This is a genomic window from Methylomonas sp. Uni0009 (genome assembly GCF_054188105.3).
In genome coordinates, this window is record NZ_JBTAFN010000001.1 from 4331799 (window position 1) to 4347464 (window position 15666).

Below are 15666 nucleotides of genomic sequence, written 5' to 3' on the forward strand. Positions count from 1 at the left end.
GTTAGCATAGAACAAATTAAGAACAAGTGCGTTTTTGGTGTAACATCGTCATCCTATATTTTTAAACCGGTGCCGACGATGATCGCTTCCTCTTCAAATTTACCCCAGCAACTTTCAGACATTTTCAGTCAGCGCTTGAAGACCGACAATTTAGAGCTACCGATTTTAGAGCCAAGTCAGGTTGCCTCAATACTTGAACTCCCATTATTCACAGCAAGGGTACCTGCCGGCTTTGGATTTCCTTCTCCGGCTGACGACCACCTGGAAGCGGCCATCGACTTAAACGAGCAATACGTCCAGCATCCGGCGTCTACCTTTTATGTGCGAGTAAAGGGACATTCTATGAAAGACGCTGGCATACATAGTGGCGATATGCTGATCGTTGATCGATCGTTGGAAGCCAAATCAGACTCGATTGTAATTGCTGTCGTTAATGGCGAGCTAACGGTAAAACGGCTTGTGCTAGAAAATCAGCAAGTCTGGTTAAAGCCTGAAAATGCCGACTACAAGCCGTTGCTAATCACCGAAGAAATGGACTTACACATATGGGGTGTGGTTGCCCATGTAATTCATTCGCTGTAGACCATGTTCGCGATTGCCGACTGTAACAATTTTTACGCATCATGTGAGCGAGTTTTTCAGCCGCACTTGAATGGCAAGCCAGTCGTTGTGCTGTCGAATAACGATGGCTGCGTGATTGCCAGATCGAATGAAGCAAAAGCATTAGGCGTGGCAATGGGAGCGCCGTACTTCAAGATTAAGCAGTATTTGCGCCAGGAAGATGTTGCTGTCTTTTCGAGTAACTATGCTCTCTATGGAGACATGTCGCAGCGCGTGATGAGCATATTGGCAGGTTTTGCACCACGAGCCGAGGTGTATTCGATTGATGAGTGTTTTTTAGATTTAGCCGGTATTCCCGGTAACTTGACTGAGTATTGCATGCATATCGGGAAGATAGTTAAGCAGTACACCGGCATTCCCATTTCCATCGGTATTGCGCCGACGAAGACATTGGCAAAGTTAGCGAACCGAATAGCAAAGAAGGATAAATCGACAGGTGGCGTTTTAGATTGGCGGAATGTTGATGCAGACGAGATGCTTCGAGCTACAGCCCTTGATGATATCTGGGGAATTTCGAGAAGGTTAAAAGTACGGTTGCAAGATATGGGCATTCATAATGCTTTGGAACTTCGCTGTTCCCCCCTCAAGCAAATTCGGCAAATTTTTGGCGTGGTCGTTGAACGAATCGTTTCTGAGCTTTCCGGTATTTCCTGCATTCCTCTTGAAGAGATGCCTTCGCCGAAAAAACAAATCATGACTTCGCGTAGCTTCGGCACTAAGTTGACAGATTACGACGATTTACAGGCCGCTGTTACTTACTTTGCCACTCGCGCCGGCGAAAAACTGCGGGCGCAGCAATTAACCACCAATGCGTTGACTCTCTTTATACAGACGAGCCCGTTCGATACAAGCAAACCTCAATTCGGCAATAGCGCGACCATTGAATTCGATTACCCAACCTGCGACTCATCAAAACTGATCAACGCCGCGCAAACTGGGTTGAGAAGCATTTTCCGGCGCAACTTCAGTTATCAGAAAGCGGGTGTATTATTGCCGGATTTGTTACCCCTCGGTGTTGGGCAGCTATCTTTATTTGGTGTTACAGATGCAGAGCGTTCGGATCAATTGATGTCTGCATTGGACAAGATCAATCGTCGGCATGGTAAAAGCAGCGTGCGCTTTGGTAGTGAATTAGTCAGTGATCTTTGGCGGATGCGGCAGGAGTTTAAGTCGCCTTCATACACAACAAAATGGGATGAGTTGCTGACTATCACGGTCTGAGCTGAAACTGGGCAATATTGCGTGCTCGAATCTGTCGAATTCACCTTTTCGGCCAAAACCGGACAATAAAAGCTTTTACTGAATGGCTGAAACTCCACTCAAAGCGGAATTTCAATCCTATGACTTGATATTTGGTTTACGTCCTTCCATCAAATCGATTTCGCTGGTCAAAAAATCGACCATGCGGTCGCGAAAAATGCGCACTCTTGCGGTGGTACGTAAATCAACGTGGCTGAGAACCCAAACATCGTCGCTGGATTCAATATATTTCACCGGAAATCGCACCAAATCGTCCACTTCATCGCCCACGGAACAAGGCAACAAAGCCAAGCCCAAGCCTTCAAGACACATCTCATAAATGATTAAGCTGGAATTCGTCCGGTACGCCCGCTTGAGTTTGGGAAAATTTTTCTTAATCCAATAAGGCAAAGTAATCCCGTCACCTGTCCAGGTGATACAAGGCGGTGTTTCTGGCGAAAGGTCTTTCAATAAAGACGGATGACAATAGACCGAATAAGCAAGCTTACAGATACGCTTGCCGACTACATTTTGTGGTGGTTCAGTCATGGCATGAATATCAATGTCAGCTTCCCTGCTTGCAAGATTTAAGACGCCTTCAGCTGCAATCAATTCAAAATCGACCTCAGGATAATCGCGTTTGAAATCACGCATGACCGGCATCACAAATCGCCTGGAACAAACATCGGAAACAGCCACTTTGATGAGTCCAGAAACATTTTCGGAATCGCTTTCGATTTCTCGATGAATGGCCGTGGCCCGATTCGCCATGTCTTCGGCAAGCATGACAACTTTTTCCCCGACCGGCGTGATTACCCAGCCTTTTGCGGTACGGCCGAACAAGGCTTTCCCTAATTGCTGTTCCAGTTGCGCAATCCGACGACTTACGGTTGATTGATTAACGCCAAGCCTTAAGCCTGCTTCGGTCACGTTACCTGAGCGAACCACTTCGATGAAGTAGCGAAGATCATCCCAATTCAAGTTATGCATATTTGCAAAAGCCTTATGCTGATTTCGACATTGGCTATGCATTTTAATTATTAGTGTATTGTCATACAATTATTTTTACTGTTTCAAAGCTCTGCTAAAGAGGCCTTGATTACTCATATGACATTCAAGTGCTTGTGAGGCTTTGGGTTGCAAAAATATTTGTTTAACTTGGGTAATTGACTATGTCTGGTTACGTTGATGAGGTTGTCATACCATATGACCGCGATCTGGGGCCGGTGCTGTTCGAGCATTACGGCGCCGATACCGCTAGACGCGTGGCTGAGCAAGCGCCAATGGACGTACTGGAAATTGCCGCCGGCACCGGCATCGTCACGCGCCATTTGCGCAACGGGTTAAAGAAAGAAGCGCGTTTGACCGCTATCGACATTAGCGATTCGATGATGAATGTGGCTAGGCAAAAGTTTCAGCTTGGCGAGCAGATCATCTTTCAAAACGCCGACGCCACCGCCTTGCCGTTTGCCGATGCAAGCTTCGATGCCGTGGCGTGCCAATTCGGCATCATGTTCTTCGATCGCGACAAAGGCTTTCGCGAGGTTTACCGCACCTTGAAACCCGGTGGCCGCTATTTGTTCCGGGTTTGGGATTCTGAACGCTACAATCCCTTTGCAAGGTTGAGCTACCAAGTCCTCAAACAATACTTTCCGTCAGACCCACCGCAGTTTTTGTTCGATCCGGTGTCCTGCCATCAAATCGATCCGCTCAAGGAACAGTTGATTCAAATTGGCTTTGATCCCATTGTTATCTCCGTCCAGCGCCATGCTTATGATATTTTCGATGTGACGGCTTTTGCGCGGGCCTTAGTCTATACGCCGGTGATTTTTGAAATCAGGGACCGAGGCGGCGTCGATCCCGAAGACATCGTTAAGCAACTGGCCGAAGCTTTCAAAAAAGAGTTTGGCGAAGGCCCAACCCGCTATCCGATGCAAGCCATTTTATTCGAGACGGAAAAGCCCAACGCTTGAGCGCAGCAAACAACAGTCATTTCTTGATAGAACCACAAAAACCCATGAGATACCTGCTATGAAAACAAAATCCTTGCACCTCAATCCTGTTATGGTCGGATTGGCTCTGCTGTTGGCATCGAACGCGTGTTACACGATGCCCGGCATGGATATGCCAAACGGCGCCAATGCCCAGGCGCCGTCGCTGGCGAAAAGCTTGGGTGCGCCGATCAATTCCGACGCCGCCGAATTTGAATTGACCTACAGTGCCGACGGCAAAACCGTGTTGTTCGTCTCGACGCGGCCGGGGAGCATCGCATCACCCGGCAACCCCTACAGCTTCGACATCTGGATGGCGCACAGCGTTAATGGCCAATGGCAAACGCCGATAGCCCTGGGGCCAGGCATCGATCCTAAAGTCGGCCCGGCCATCAACACCGAAGCCTGGGAATTGGAGCCCAGCCTGTCCGACGATGGCAACGCGATTTATTTTACCCGTTATCAAGCCGGCAACCTGTCGACTGGAGATTTATACGTGGTACAAAAAATCGATGGCGTCTGGCAAACCGCGAAAAGCTGGAACGAGGTGACGGAATTGCCGGCTCTCAACACACCGACTGGTGAGGAACATTGCCCGATCATCGCCTCGGACAGTCTGATTTATTTCAGCTACCAACAGCCGGGCGTGACCCAGGATAGTGACATCTGGAAAGTTGAAAAGAAAAACGGCGCCTGGCAGAAACCGCAAAGTTTGGGGTCACGTATCAACTCGCCCTTCCGCGATCATTTGCATTGGACCGGCTTGTCGAAAGACGGCAAAAGTCTGGTGATAACCAGCATGCGTACCGATATGGGCTCACGCGGCGGCCACGACGAATGGATTTCGCATCAGAATCCCAAGGGCGAATGGCAGGAACCGCTGAATCTCGGCGACACCGTCAATACTGCCGGCGAGGACATGTGCTGGTCGTTTACACCGGACGGCAAACAGTTCTTCGGCGGTTGGGGGCCACAAGGCTCGTATAACATGGATGTACTGTGGCTGAATAAAGATGACGTGCCGCTGCTGAAAAATTTCGATCCCATCGGCCCGCCGCCTAACTTGATGGCCAAAATCAAGGCCAAAGCCGTTAACAAATAGACGCAGGCGTTCTGCCACCACCTGCCAGACACGGCTCGGCCGCAACACAGCCGAGCTGCCTGACCCACACCCACGGAAACACTACATGAGCTTGCATTTAAACGAAATCGACCCCGCTAAACTGGAGCAGCTGCAAGGCAAAGTCATCAACGACGTCGCCGGTTCGTTGGGGCTGCTGATGGCCTATATCGGCGACAAACTGGACCTGTACAGCGCACTGCTGGAGATCAGCCCGGCGACCAGCCAGCAACTGGCCGACAACACCGGCATGGATGAACGCTACCTGCGGGAATGGCTGTCCGCCAACGCCGCAGCGGGTTACGTGAACTACGATGCTGCGTCCGGCACCTTTGCGCTGTCGCCGGAACAGGCAGTGATTTTCGCCGCCGAAGGTCATCCGGCCTGCATGCAGGGGTTTTTCCAGGCGGTGATGTCGGTATATATCGACGAACCCAAGTTGACTGAGGTATTCCGTTCCGGTGCCGGTCTGCCGTGGCGCGAACACAGCCCTTGCCTATTCTGCGGCACCGAGCGCTTCTTCAGGCCCATGTACGCGATGAATCTGATCGACCACTGGCTGCCGGCGCTGGACGGCGTACGCGCCAAACTGGACGCCGGTGCCCGGGTTGCCGATGTGGGTTGCGGGCACGGTTCGTCAACCATCCTGATGGCCCAGGCCTTTCCCAACTCCACTTTCCACGGGTTCGACTTCCACGCGCCATCGATTGAACACGCCCGCGAACGGGCGCGCGCTGCTGGCGTTGCCAGCAATACCATTTTTGAGGTAGTTACCGCCAAGGAATATCCCGGCAAGCATTACGATCTGGTGACCATCTTCGATGCTTTGCATGACATGGGCGATCCGGTTGGTGCGGCGACGCATATCGCCAATACCCTGACCGAAGGCGGTACTTTGATGCTGGTCGAACCCTTTGCCGGCGACAGTCTTGAAGAGAATCTGCATCCACTGGGGCAAATCTATTATTCGTTCTCGACCATGGTTTGCGTACCGGCGTCCAAATCCCAAGAGGTCGGCCTGGGATTAGGGGCGCAAGCCGGACAAAAGCGGCTGACGGAAGTGCTCAATGCCGCCGGTTTCAGCCAAGTCCGCCGTGCTGCTACGACGCCGACGAATCTGGTGCTGGAAGCCAGGCTTTAATTACGGCCGGTGCGATCATCCCGTGTGTAACAACCAGGCGCTGCAGAGCGGGCCGCACGGCTTTTGTACAACACAAACGTGCGGCGGCCCGACCAGGTTGACGTGCTTTTGCTTAAAAATTTCGAGCCTATCGGTCCGCCGCCAAACCTGATGGCTAAATCAAAAGCCAGCGACACCAAATGGTATCGTCTTACATCACTCTCCAAAACTTATTCTGACTGTTCCAAGTCAGAATAAGTGAATGATCCTGGCATATTTTGAGACATTCAATTTAAGCGGGTAACGGTAGCTTGGGGTCGATTACAGCAATTCATCACTTCCATAATCTGTAACTCAATATTGAATTAATCCTACCGGAATCGATGAACCAGTACGTCCGAACATATGGCGGTTGCAAAGAACTTACTGCTAAAGTTGTTTGGGCATATGCTGTTAACTCAGCAAAACGACCGGATGCCCTTAAAATTTATTCATTCGCATCATAACTTAAAGTCTGCATGGAATTACAGCCAGGTTTTATACGCGAAAGCTAAAATGGTTAAAGCGTTTTTTCGTTAAAATTCACGTACCAGGATAAATGGGCAATATAGCCAATTTTTCCAAATTCATTTTATCGAAATCAAGCCCCAAAACTCATGACCAACTTTACCCCACGATGATTACATCGAAATCCGCAGACGTGGCGTTTCGCTAACCAACAATATCTTCAAAAAGCTTACAGACATCGCTCAATGGCTTTTTCCATCAATCGCATTTTAAAATTTGACACAATTTTGTGCGCTACCTCATGGTATTTCCAAATATTTGATCTATATTGAAGGCAAAGGGACTTGGAACGTATAGCAAATTTTTTAATGCTTAAACAGTCTGTGTGACAAGGGGGTTTATAGTAGATGCCATCTTTTTACATTACGGTGCCTGGTCAATGAGACCTTATTGATTTTGTCAAATCAAAAAAATTATATATTTACGAGCCCCTGAAGCGAAATGCTTCAGGGGCTTCGTGCTTTTAAAGGCACCATTTAAATTCTTCGTTTGGCTGGGTATTCTGTATTGTTCGAGATTCTAGAATCACTCGATCACGACTCGAAGAACATCAGGTCGATGACATCGTCAAGGCTAAAGTGTTTTCCCACCTTGTTATCGGAAAACAATGGTGTGTTCAGCCGAATCGCGCATGATTATCAAGATGCAAACAATGTCCTAAATCAGCTGGAATTGCATGATGCGGGAATGAGCGCCATTACAAATTCTGGGGCATGATAGGTGGTTTATTCGGACTCAAAAAGGTATTGGGTGACAACTATCAAACACATTGTGTTGGGCATCGGTGTCATCGGATTATCTGGTTGTGCCACGTTTAATGCTTTAGAAGCAGATATTCCCTTGTTTGAGCGAACATATATTTATTGTGGGACTAGGCTAGATTGGGCGGCATTAACAAAAGACGATATAACAGTTAGAAAATTTAAAGCAGACCCACCCAGTTATCCATTAATCGATTTGCCGTTCAGTTTTGCCCTGGACTCTTTGTTTTTACCGTTAGCTGTTAGTGCTCAGATTTTTCACTGACGAGAGGGCTGATAAACAAGGATTACGCTTGCTCTCTCTCAACATGCTTGCCTATCCTAGGCTTTTATCTCACTGTAGAATAAGCCTAGCCGTAGACGCGATTGATCGCCTACAATCCGGCCCAAGTAATCCAAGGATCGTCATGGACATCAATAACATATTCATTCAAGCGTTTGGCCCTGCAATTAGCGCGTTTTGGTGGTTAGTCCCACTATCGCTGCTGCTGGCGTTCCTGAAATCCCCATTTATGAAAGGCATCTTTGGTGAATTTCAGGTCAACTTGCTGGCGAATCTAATGCTCGACAAGCAGCATTACACGCTATTCAAGAACGTCACGCTACCCACAGAAGATGGGACTACACAGATCGACCATATAATCGTATCGCGGTATGGCGTTTTCGTCATCGAGACGAAAAACATGAAAGGCTGGATATACGGTGGGGCCAATCAAAAAACTTGGACTCAGAAGATTTACAAGCACACGACCAAATTTCAGAATCCCCTGCATCAAAATTACAAGCATACCCAAACATTACAATCTGCCTTGGAAATCAATGATGAGAAGATTTTTCCGATAGTTGTTTTTATTGGCGATAGCGAATTCAAAACGCCAATGCCGGAAAACGTTGTTTATGCCGGCCGCTACATCCGATATATAAAAGGGAAAACTCAGCTCATCTTGTCAGACTTTGAGGTCATGGCTATATGTAAAAAAATTGAATCAGGCCGCCTGAGCCCATCCCTGAAAACTCATGTGCAACATGTCCGGCACGTTACCGAGATTGTCGAGGCAAAGCGTCAACAGGCAACCAATAGCTGCCCGAAATGCGGAAAGCCAATGGTTTTAAGGACAGCCAAATCAGGGGCTATGGCTGGTAATCAGTTTTGGGGGTGTAGCCGGTATCCGTATTGTAAGACGACCAGACAGTATTCTTAATGCTGGGTTTGCGATTACTCAGGGTATCGCCAATGCATTTCATGGGTGTCGATTTCAGCCAGACTTAACCGATACAAAAGAGTTGAGTTCCTTTGAATGACCATTGACATCAAAGCGACTCCATTGCTCTCGGATGTTGGTTTGAAATGGTTTAATCATCCCGGACACTTCGAAAGACACCCTTTATACTGTCTTTAGAGGTGAATATGAACGAGAGCAACAAACACAAACGCCCCAAATACACATTGGAATTTAAGCAAGATGCGGCCAAGTTAGTGCTTGAAAACGGCTATACCCAACAACAAGCCGCCGATCATTTGGGGATATCGGTGGAACGATAGCGCTTCCTGACGGAACACCAATAGACTTACCATGGCGCAAATGATTAGATTCTTTATCGTTCTCTTAGCGCTACTATCGTCTTGGTCAGCCGTCGCTGAAGATCAATCACTGGCCAATCTGTTTTCGCAGCAAGGCATTGAAGGAACGATTGTCATTTCGGCGCTACAAAGCGAAAAAATCTTCATCCACAACGATTTTCGCGCACATCAGAGATTCTCGACGGCATCGACTTTCAAAATACTAAATACGCTGATCTCACTTGAAGAAAAGGCCATTTCTGCAAAAGACGACGTAATTAAATGGGACGGGCATATTTACGACTTCCCCGATTGGAACCATGACCAGACCTTAGAAAGTGCATTCAAGGTTTCCTGTGTTTGGTGTTTTCAGGAGCTTGCACGTCGAGTTGGCGCTGAGAAATATCAAGAATATTTGCTCAAAACAGCCTACGGGGAACTCCGCGAGCCGTTTGAGGAAACAACTTTCTGGCTTGATGGCTCACTTCAAATCAGCGCCATTGAACAAGTGAATTTCCTCAGAAAGGTGTATCAACGGTCACTGCCATTCAGCTCGTCGTCCTATGACACGCTACAGCAAATAATGCTTGTAGAGAAAACCCCGTCATATACGATTTGGGCAAAAACAGGCTGGGCAACGAAAGTTAGCCCTCAAGTAGGGTGGTATGTGGGATATGTTGAAACACCAAATGATGTTTGGTTCTTTGCCACAAATATTAATATTCGTGACGAAAAGGGCTTGCCCTTAAGACAGAAGCTGACGCGAGAAGCTTTGAAAGCAAAAGGAATCATGTAATGCATTACCTAGAGGTAAGCCGAATCACTTGCACTGTGCTCAATCGGTCATGGTTACATTTCGCCATGTTAAAGCTTGATTTCGAATATTAGCCTTGTTTTGTATGGATATAACTCAAAAATAGATTAGCGCTTGCCGCTCAGCGAAAGAGCTGAATTTAACCCCAGACTGGTTTAACCCATTTTCTTAATCCTGAAACCCAATCCATGAAATCCCATCTCTACTACTTCCATGATCCTATGTGCAGTTGGTGTTGGGCATTCAGGCCTTTATGGAACGATATCGTGTCTGGTCTTCCTGAAAATGTCATTGCACAGCGCATTCTAGGCGGACTCGCTCCCGATACCGATCAACCAATGCCGTTAGAGATGCAAACCAAGTTAAAGGGAATCTGGCAAAAAATTCAGCAAGTCGTACCAGGCACACAGTTCAATTTCGACTTTTGGGAAAAATGCTTACCTCGCCGATCCACTTATCAAGCTTGCCGTGCCGTCATCGCTGCAAGAAATCAAGACCCTGCATATGAAGAGGCGATGATTTTGGCCATCCAGCAGGCATATTACTTAGAAGCAAGGAATCCCGCCGATTTGAACACTCTCATTGAACTGGCTAATCAAATTGGACTAGACCGTGGGCAATTTATTGCGATCATAAAAAGCCCAGCTGTCAATCAAGTGCTTATGCAGGAGATTGAATTCATGCAGCGGCTCGGTGTGAAGGGTTTTCCAACGTTGTTGTTGGAAAGAGAGGGTAAGTTCACTAACATTACAAATGATTATATAGATACGAACAACGCCCTAAACCAGATAAAACTGCTTTCCCAGTAAATTTTTGAAGACTGGTCTATGCCGCACAACTACCTAATCCAAAAATGATATTGACTAGTTTTTTGTCGACTGCGGCAGAGCGCAGCCTTTCAAAGTGAATGCCAGAAAGACGCCTCGAAATTTTTTGGCGCTGGAATGAAATGAAGGCATCAAAGTAACCAGCCACCTAGTTTTCCAATACCTCTTGATTCCGTTCCTACCGAACCCAAAGCTTCGTTTAACCACCTATTCCTTAATTTCCTCTTCGTATAGCATCTGCTTCTTCAGTAGTCACAATAGTCTGCCCAATTGGAGCAAGTGCAATTACTGCTAATTTGAGATGCTGAATACCAAACGGTATACCAATAATCGTTACAAAACACGCCAAAGCAGACATGATATGTCCGATGGCTAACCACACACCGGCAAACACGAACCAGATAATATTACCAATCGTTCCAAAAACGCCTGTCCCTATATCATCTTCCTGGTTAAGCGTCCTTCTGCTTATTGCTTCCATTCCAAACGGAAAAAATGAAAACTGGCCGATCACAAAACAAGCCTTCCCCCAAGGAATGCCAACTACCGTTATAAAGGCAATTACCCCTACGATCCACCATGCCAAGCCCATGACGACACCGCCTAAAATAAACCAAAAAAAGTTACCAATTGCACGCATCGTTGTTCTCTATTTACGATAATAAATGTCGCAGCGAGATTTGGTCATCTGAATCTGCGACAAGAAGCTCTCCCTATCGCTTAGCTTTGGACATCCATGGCATCGGTTTCAAGACAGCCGACACGTTGGCACAAAAGCTTGGTATCGGTCCGCAATCCTTGCTCCGCGCGCAAGCGGGTGTGCGTCATACGCTTCAAGAATGGTCTAGCGACGGGCATTGCGCGGCTATACGGGATAACCTCGCTGAGATGGCGGCCAAGTTATTAGAAATCCCAACTTCGATCATTCAAGAAGCAATTGGCGCCGAACTCATCGAAGGTAATTTGTTTGCTGAACAAAATGGCGCTGACGAGTATATTTTTCTGACCCCGCTTTACCGAGCGGAAGTCGGTTGCGCCTCACAATTGCAACGGCTCAATCAAGATGATCCGCCATGGGGAACTATCGATGCCGATAAGGCGATTCCTTGGGTAGAAGGCCAAACCGGCATGAGCTTGTCAGAATCCCAAACAGCCGCAGTGCGCTTAGTATTGCAGCATAAGGTCGCAGTTATTACTGGTGGCCCTGGCGTCGGCAAAACCACGCTTGTCAATAGTTTGCTGAAAATCCTGAAAGCCAAACGGATTGAGATCGGTTTATGCGCTCCAACTGGAAGAGCGGCAAAACGCTTGGCCGAATCTACCGGTATGGAAGCCAAAACAGTGCATCGCTTATTGGAATTCGATCCTACGCAATTCGCGTTTAAGCACAACGACGAAAATCCTTTAGAACTTGACTGTCTTGTCATCGACGAATCGTCAATGATGGATGTTGTGTTGATGAATCAACTGCTGAAAGCTATTCCAACCGATGCCGCCTTACTGATTGTGGGCGATGTCGACCAATTACCTTCCGTGGGTCCAGGCTCGGTATTAGCTGACATCATTGAATCGGGGCAAATCGCCACCGTCAGGTTAACGGAAATCTTCCGGCAAGCAAGCACATCGAAAATCATCACCAATGCTCACCGCATCAATCAAGGACAAATGCCGGTAGTCGAAAAATCAGAATCGCTGACAGACTTCTACTGCTTGTACGCCGACACACCCGAAGAAATCTTCGCCAAACTGATGCAAGTCGTTTTAGAGCGCGTCCCCCAACGGTTTCAGGTTCACCCCGTCAACGACATTCAGATTCTGACTCCGATGAATCGCGGCGGCCTGGGCGCCAGATCATTGAATATCGAATTACAAGCTCGGTTAAATGGGCACAGTGAACCCAAAATCACGCGTTTTGGCAACACTTACGCCCCAGGCGACAAGGTCATTCAACGCATCAACAACTACGATAAAGAGGTCTTCAACGGCGACATCGGCGTAATAAAATCCATTGATGTGGAAGATAGCTTGGTCAAGATACAGTTCGACGACCGCGAGATCGATTACGAATTCAGCGACCTCGACGAAATCAACTTAGCCTATGCGACCAGCATTCACAAATCGCAAGGTTCGGAATATCCTGTTGTGGTGATTCCCATGGCGATGCAGCACTTTATGCTGCTTGAACGCAATCTGCTTTATACCGGGGTTACGCGCGGCAAACAGCTTGTGGTTGTGATTGCTCAGCCAAAGGCTTTGGCCATGGCGGTGAAAAACCGACAATCTCATCGGCGGATCACGCACTTGGCTGCCAGATTGAATCAGGCTTGATGGAGCTGGCCGGTCTTCTCGACTCTAAGAAGCCAGTCACATACTTGATTTGAACGGCAGCAAATGAGTTTATTGCTGCCGTTGATCAGCACATCCAGCGGCCATTTTTGAAACTATTTGGGGTGAGGACCAATCAATGTCATTATCCGATTCCTAGTCTTAGAGGAGCGCACACATGAGTTTTGCCGCTTTGAGTCAAATATTTTTGTTTCTTTTATGGCCTGGGGTTTTCTGGCGATTTTTTACTTTAGCGACAAGGAAAAGTTTAAACAACGGTTGAAGCAGTTTAAATTTAAGGATTGGTAACTCGCAAGGGTGAGCGTATTACAGTTTCGCCGAAGGGGGATAGCGAATCGATTACCCTACGTTCGCTCATGGTTGAGTCATTGCCATCAGGTTTTTCATTTTTTCTGTCCGATGTTGGCCGAATTAGTCCATCTCTACCGAATTCCGCCTCTTGCCCCGTCAAAGCCCGAACAATCCTCAGCCTAGTTTTTTTTGTGGTTCTATACCTGAACTGGATCAAGTTCTAACGTTCAATAGCGGAATTGATACCACGATGGAAAAGTTCACTCTAATAAATTCACCCGACCCACCAAAGCATCAGCCAACCCCATTCCCGATCATTTATACAAAATCTTACGGGTAATTGGCGCCACTGAAATTGACGACTCTTCAGTTTTATAGACGGACATTTATAGCTGACACATCATAGAGTAAATCATAAAGATTCAGTCGATCGGCACCAAGCAAACTAATTTGCAATCCGGCTGCATGGCTACCACCAATGTTGTCTGCCGATAGCATAGGACGCCTCGTTCGGGATGATGAAAACTGCGTTCACCACCTTCCCGATGAAGTACCACTTGTTGTTGCCAATACTGCGCAAATTCAGAACTTTGCTCTATCAGTTGATCGACCAATTCTTGCATGTCGTTATCAAGGGGTCGACGATGATAATCGGCACGAAATTCTGCCACTAATCGCTGCGCACGGCTCGGCCAATCAACGATAAAGCGTTGTGCCTCGGCATTGAGAAACACATAGTTAAGCAAATTACGCTCGCTCGATTCAGAATCCAGCCAACCGACAAACAGTTCTGCGGCAGACTGATTCCATGCACGCGCAGTCCAAACGCGATCGATTAAATATGCCGGCCCATTGAACATAGTTGGCAAATGCAGCAGTTGCGGCAACATATCCGTTGACTGCTTTGATGCCACGTCAGGATCGCGCTTTCCCGCCAAATCAAACAACGACGCGCGTTCAGCGGGAGATAAATTCAGCGCTTGTGCCAGGCGTATCAAAGTGACGACAGAGGCTTGCACTTCGCGCCCTTGCTCCAGCCAGGTCAACCACGTAACGCTTACACCGGCTGCGTCGGCCAATTCTTCGCGCCGCCAGCCCGGTGTGCGCCGTCGACCGATTGATTTGGTCGGTACTGGCAAATGTTCTCGATGTGTACGAATAAATGCACCCAACAAGCGGCGCGGATTGGAGTCAGGCATAGTGTTTTTTATACCAGTATAAATGATTATCTTGTACCAGTTAAATCATCGCCAGACAATAGTAGTGTCATAAAACATTTCGGAGTTGACTATGCACCGCTATATCTGGAACGCCGACGACTATCGCCACAATTCCTCTGCACAACAGCAGTGGGCTCAAGAATTAATCGCCAAATTGAATTTGACCGGCAGCGAAACTGTATTAGATGTTGGCTGCGGCGACGGCAAAGTAACCGCCGAAATCGCCGGACAATTACGACAAGGTCAGGTGATTGGCATCGACAACTCGGACGCGATGATCGCGTTGGCTAATCGCGAGTATCCAGCGAGCAGTTTTCCGAATTTACGGTTTCAGCAAATGGACGCCCGTGAATTAGGCTATAAAAGCCAATTCGACGTAGTGTTTTCCAATGCGGTACTTCATTGGATTCACGATCACAGCCCTGTACTGAGCGGCATGTTTCAGAGTCTGAAGCCGGGCGGCAAAGTTATGCTGCAGATGGGTGCTCATCAGGGCATCCGCGCCTTTATGGATGCTTTGGATCAAGTTTTGACCCTGCCGCAATGGAGTGAATATTTCACTGGCTTTCCGTGTCCTTATGGCTTCAAAAGCATTGCAGATTATCAGACTTTATTGCCCGCAGTAGGCTTTGAAATCGAACGGCTGGAGTTGATTGAAAAACATGCGATTCATCAGAATGCGGAAGCTTTTAAAGGCTGGATTCGAACTACGTGGATTCCTTATACTGATAGGGCTCCCGAACATAAGCGAGCTGATTTTATTGATGCAATCGTCGACCAATATCTGGAATCAAACCCTGCGGATAAAGTTGGTCGTGTACATGTGCTGATGGTACGGCTGGAAGTGGAAGCGAAAAAACCATAACCCGTTTGGCAGTGCCCTTGAAACCACATCAACCATGTTTTAAGGGATAAAAACAGAGGTGCATCAGAGTTTGCCGGAAAGGCAACGAGCTATAAGATGTGACGGCCAAGTTTTTCCAAACTTTTCTTGCTTAATCAATGAGCCATCGGCATTTTGACTTACCCCCATGAATGCAACAAAAGTAAATCACAAAGCAGTTACGTTATCCACATCATCTGTGGATAACGCTGTGACAATGTCGTGACAAGATGCAATAAGTCTTTGATGTGATGCGTACTGACTTAGATTGATCGAAAATTAGCCAGCCGATCTAGGCTAGCTCA

Annotated in this window: 15 protein-coding genes; 12 read left to right on the top strand and 3 right to left on the bottom strand. The window is 47.5% G+C overall.

The genetic code is table 11. From position 1 onward, the window contains the following. Positions 1 to 78 precede the first annotated feature (78 nt). Positions 79 to 582, top strand: a complete 504-nt coding sequence (locus tag ACWAU0_RS19995; protein ID WP_458137693.1) for a LexA family protein — start codon at positions 79 to 81, stop codon at positions 580 to 582. 3 nt (positions 583 to 585) lie between these two features. Then, positions 586 to 1842, top strand: a complete 1257-nt coding sequence (locus ACWAU0_RS20000; RefSeq protein WP_171695136.1) for a Y-family DNA polymerase — start codon at positions 586 to 588, stop codon at positions 1840 to 1842. 117 nt (positions 1843 to 1959) lie between these two features. On the opposite strand, the gene ACWAU0_RS20005 is transcribed toward ACWAU0_RS20000, so the two are convergent. Then, positions 1960 to 2850, bottom strand: a complete 891-nt coding sequence (locus tag ACWAU0_RS20005) for a LysR family transcriptional regulator (protein ID WP_171695135.1) — start codon at positions 2848 to 2850, stop codon at positions 1960 to 1962. 182 nt (positions 2851 to 3032) lie between these two features. Here ACWAU0_RS20005 and ACWAU0_RS20010 point away from each other — a divergent pair, with 182 nt between their 5' ends. The 8 genes from ACWAU0_RS20010 to ACWAU0_RS20045 all read left to right on the top strand — a co-directional run bounded on the left by ACWAU0_RS20010 (position 3033) and on the right by ACWAU0_RS20045 (position 10603). Then, complete coding sequence (locus ACWAU0_RS20010) at positions 3033 to 3833, top strand: class I SAM-dependent methyltransferase (RefSeq protein WP_171695134.1); 801 nt, start codon at positions 3033 to 3035, stop codon at positions 3831 to 3833. Positions 3834 to 3891: 58 nt separating this feature from the next. Then, positions 3892 to 4953: a TolB family protein gene (locus ACWAU0_RS20015; RefSeq protein WP_171695133.1), complete on the top strand. Its 1062-nt coding sequence runs from the start codon at positions 3892 to 3894 to the stop codon at positions 4951 to 4953. An 85-nt stretch (positions 4954 to 5038) separates the two neighbouring features. After that, entirely contained in the window at positions 5039 to 6112 is a 1074-nt protein-coding gene (locus tag ACWAU0_RS20020) for a class I SAM-dependent methyltransferase (RefSeq protein ID WP_171695132.1), read from the top strand. A 1296-nt stretch (positions 6113 to 7408) separates the two neighbouring features. Further along, positions 7409 to 7684 carry a YceK/YidQ family lipoprotein gene (locus tag ACWAU0_RS20025; RefSeq protein WP_458137694.1) on the top strand — a complete coding sequence of 92 codons (276 nt, stop codon included), beginning with the start codon at positions 7409 to 7411 and terminating at the stop codon, positions 7682 to 7684. Between the two features lie 142 nt (positions 7685 to 7826). Further along, positions 7827 to 8621, top strand: a complete 795-nt coding sequence (locus tag ACWAU0_RS20030) for a nuclease-related domain-containing protein (protein ID WP_458137695.1) — start codon at positions 7827 to 7829, stop codon at positions 8619 to 8621. Between the two features lie 206 nt (positions 8622 to 8827). Then, positions 8828 to 8962: a transposase gene (locus ACWAU0_RS20035; RefSeq protein ID WP_458137696.1), complete on the top strand. Its 135-nt coding sequence runs from the start codon at positions 8828 to 8830 to the stop codon at positions 8960 to 8962. Between the two features lie 40 nt (positions 8963 to 9002). Beyond that, a complete protein-coding gene (blaOXA, locus tag ACWAU0_RS20040; protein WP_458139242.1) occupies positions 9003 to 9776 on the top strand; it encodes a class D beta-lactamase in 774 nt (257 codons plus the stop codon). Positions 9777 to 9982: 206 nt separating this feature from the next. Continuing rightward, the gene (locus ACWAU0_RS20045; RefSeq protein ID WP_458137697.1) at positions 9983 to 10603 is read left to right on the top strand and encodes a DsbA family protein; all 621 of its coding nucleotides are present in this window, start codon (positions 9983 to 9985) and stop codon (positions 10601 to 10603) included. A gap of 232 nt (positions 10604 to 10835) precedes the next feature. Here the strand turns inward: ACWAU0_RS20045 and ACWAU0_RS20050 are convergent, their stop codons facing one another. After that, positions 10836 to 11261: a YccF domain-containing protein gene (locus tag ACWAU0_RS20050; RefSeq protein ID WP_458137698.1), complete on the bottom strand. Its 426-nt coding sequence runs from the start codon at positions 11259 to 11261 to the stop codon at positions 10836 to 10838. A gap of 2 nt (positions 11262 to 11263) precedes the next feature. On the opposite strand from ACWAU0_RS20050, the gene recD2 reads away from it, so the two are divergent. Next, positions 11264 to 12949: an SF1B family DNA helicase RecD2 gene (gene recD2, locus ACWAU0_RS20055; RefSeq protein ID WP_458137699.1), complete on the top strand. Its 1686-nt coding sequence runs from the start codon at positions 11264 to 11266 to the stop codon at positions 12947 to 12949. Between the two features lie 731 nt (positions 12950 to 13680). Here the strand turns inward: recD2 and ACWAU0_RS20060 are convergent. Next, a complete protein-coding gene (locus ACWAU0_RS20060) occupies positions 13681 to 14457 on the bottom strand; it encodes a helix-turn-helix transcriptional regulator (RefSeq protein ID WP_458137700.1) in 777 nt (258 codons plus the stop codon). A gap of 91 nt (positions 14458 to 14548) precedes the next feature. Here ACWAU0_RS20060 and ACWAU0_RS20065 point away from each other — a divergent pair, with 91 nt between their 5' ends. After that, positions 14549 to 15343 (top strand): class I SAM-dependent methyltransferase, encoded by a 795-nt coding sequence (locus ACWAU0_RS20065; protein ID WP_458137701.1) that lies wholly within the window; start codon positions 14549 to 14551, stop codon positions 15341 to 15343. The last annotated feature ends 323 nt before the right edge of the window (positions 15344 to 15666 follow it).

What these genes read in the sequence shown, in the direction of transcription:
- ACWAU0_RS19995 (WP_458137693.1), top strand. Translation starts at nt 79, where the DNA reads ATGATCGCTTCCTCTTCAAATTTACCCCAGCAACTTTCAGACATTTTC.
- ACWAU0_RS20000 (WP_171695136.1), top strand. Translation starts at nt 586, where the DNA reads ATGTTCGCGATTGCCGACTGTAACAATTTTTACGCATCATGTGAGCGA.
- ACWAU0_RS20005 (WP_171695135.1), bottom strand. Translation starts at nt 2,850, where the DNA reads ATGCATAACTTGAATTGGGATGATCTTCGCTACTTCATCGAAGTGGTT.
- ACWAU0_RS20010 (WP_171695134.1), top strand. Translation starts at nt 3,033, where the DNA reads ATGTCTGGTTACGTTGATGAGGTTGTCATACCATATGACCGCGATCTG.
- ACWAU0_RS20015 (WP_171695133.1), top strand. Translation starts at nt 3,892, where the DNA reads ATGAAAACAAAATCCTTGCACCTCAATCCTGTTATGGTCGGATTGGCT.
- ACWAU0_RS20020 (WP_171695132.1), top strand. Translation starts at nt 5,039, where the DNA reads ATGAGCTTGCATTTAAACGAAATCGACCCCGCTAAACTGGAGCAGCTG.
- ACWAU0_RS20030 (WP_458137695.1), top strand. Translation starts at nt 7,827, where the DNA reads ATGGACATCAATAACATATTCATTCAAGCGTTTGGCCCTGCAATTAGC.
- ACWAU0_RS20035 (WP_458137696.1), top strand. Translation starts at nt 8,828, where the DNA reads ATGAACGAGAGCAACAAACACAAACGCCCCAAATACACATTGGAATTT.
- blaOXA (WP_458139242.1), top strand. Translation starts at nt 9,003, where the DNA reads ATGATTAGATTCTTTATCGTTCTCTTAGCGCTACTATCGTCTTGGTCA.
- ACWAU0_RS20045 (WP_458137697.1), top strand. Translation starts at nt 9,983, where the DNA reads ATGAAATCCCATCTCTACTACTTCCATGATCCTATGTGCAGTTGGTGT.
- ACWAU0_RS20050 (WP_458137698.1), bottom strand. Translation starts at nt 11,261, where the DNA reads ATGCGTGCAATTGGTAACTTTTTTTGGTTTATTTTAGGCGGTGTCGTC.
- ACWAU0_RS20060 (WP_458137700.1), bottom strand. Translation starts at nt 14,457, where the DNA reads ATGCCTGACTCCAATCCGCGCCGCTTGTTGGGTGCATTTATTCGTACA.
- ACWAU0_RS20065 (WP_458137701.1), top strand. Translation starts at nt 14,549, where the DNA reads ATGCACCGCTATATCTGGAACGCCGACGACTATCGCCACAATTCCTCT.